Raw genomic sequence first — 1641 nt, forward strand, 5'->3', positions numbered from 1 at the left:
GGGGCTTGCCCCCGATAGCGGTGCTTCAGCCACAGATGAGCTGACTGACACACTGCTATCGGGAGCAAGCCCCCTCCCACATTGGTTTGCGGTGATGATTAGACCGCTACAGCACGCGGCTCGCTACGGCGAATCGCGCGGACCTTGTGCAGAGTGTCGGCACAGGTACGCGCAGCTTCCTGGCCCTTGTGCACGAAGTGCTCGTAGAAGAAAGTGTGGTGCTCGCTGCCCGCGTGGAAGTGATGCGGGGTCAGGGACACCGAGAACACCGGCACTTCAGTTTCCAGCTGTACCTGCATCAGGCCGCTGACCACCGATTGGGCTACGAACTCATGACGGTAGATGCCACCGTCCACTACCAGCGCGGCAGCGACGATACCGGCATAACGGCCGGTCTTGGCCAGCAGCTTGGCGTGCAGGGGCATTTCAAAGGCGCCGCCGACTTCGAAGAAATCGATGTCCGACTCCTGGTAGCCCTGGGCGATCATTTCGGCGAGGAAGCCTTTACGGGATTGGTCGACAATATCCTTGTGCCAGCAGGCCTGGATAAATGCGACGCGCTCGCCGTGATGGTTTTTGCTTTTGCTGTCGATTGCGGTGGGTTGCATGTTCTGACTCCTGTTTAAGAAAAAAACAGGGCGATATGAATCGAATGGGATTTAAGGGTACGCACGATAAGCGGCCCTTAGGTGCCAATCCCGTTCTCTCTTCATCCGGACTATGACCGTCGGCCCCGGGATCACACCGGGTCTGCTGACCTTGGCGCCGTCCTGCGTGAGCAGTTCGAGTCGCCAAGCGCTCGCGGGCTATGCACATTGCGTGCAATTACCGCCGGTGGGGAATTGCACCCCGCCCTGAGAACGTTGCCACCAGAACCCTGGCGGCGGAGAGTTTTTAACACGGTTTTTCCAAAACTGCACGACCGCTGTATCGATAAGCTATATCGGTTTATTTGGTTGGTATTCATTTGAATGCACGTGGGGCTTGATATCCCGTGGCTTTGCCCGCAGTAATCACTTTCAAAAGGAATTATCCAATCCCTCAGAGGCTAGTTTCATGTCTGTGATCGACCTGCGCAGCGATACCGTGACCCAACCCACGCCCGGCATGCGGGACGCGATGGCCAATGCGGCCAGCGGTGACGACGTCTACGGCGAAGATCCGAGCGTCAATCATCTGGAAACTGAGCTGGCCAAGCGACTGGGCTTTGCTGCCGCATTGTTCGTACCCACCGGCACCATGAGCAATCTGCTGGCATTGATGGCCCATTGTGAGCGCGGCGAGGAATACATCGTCGGGCAGCAGGCCCACACCTACAAATACGAAGGGGGTGGTGCGGCCGTGTTGGGCTCGATCCAGCCGCAGCCTTTGGAAGTACAGGCGGACGGCTCCCTGGACTTGGAACACGTGCTGGCGGCGATCAAGCCCGATGACTTCCACTTTGCCCGCACGCGCCTGCTGGCACTGGAAAACACCATGCAGGGCAAGGTGCTGCCGCTGGAGTACCTGGCGAAGGCGCGGGCGTTTACCCGTGAGCATGGCTTGGCCCTGCATCTGGATGGCGCGCGGATCTACAACGCCGCGGTCAAGCTGGGTGTGGACGTACGAGAGATTGCCCGGCATTTCGATTCGGTCTCGGTG

Annotated in this window: 2 protein-coding genes and 1 riboswitch; of the genes, one reads left to right on the forward strand and one right to left on the reverse strand. The window is 58.9% G+C overall.

Going from position 1 to position 1641, the window contains the following annotated elements; translation table 11 throughout:
• Window positions 1-98: 98 nt before the first annotated feature.
• A complete protein-coding gene (locus ACRESD_RS12470; RefSeq protein WP_003233516.1) occupies window positions 99-608 on the reverse strand; it encodes a 6,7-dimethyl-8-ribityllumazine synthase in 510 nt (169 codons plus the stop codon).
• An 88-nt stretch (window positions 609-696) separates the two neighbouring features.
• Window positions 697-866, reverse strand: a riboswitch (FMN riboswitch).
• Between the two features lie 190 nt (window positions 867-1056).
• Here ACRESD_RS12470 and ACRESD_RS12475 point away from each other — a divergent pair.
• Window positions 1057-1641 (forward strand): GntG family PLP-dependent aldolase (locus ACRESD_RS12475; RefSeq protein ID WP_431751167.1); only part of this gene is annotated, 585 nt, incomplete at its 3' end.

This window comes from Pseudomonas sp., from assembly GCF_050739995.1.
GTDB lineage: Bacteria > Pseudomonadota > Gammaproteobacteria > Pseudomonadales > Pseudomonadaceae > Aquipseudomonas.

Coding starts and splice junctions, on each gene's coding strand:
- ACRESD_RS12470 (WP_003233516.1), bottom strand. CDS start 608: ATGCAACCCACCGCAATCGACAGCAAAAGCAAAAACCATCACGGCGAG.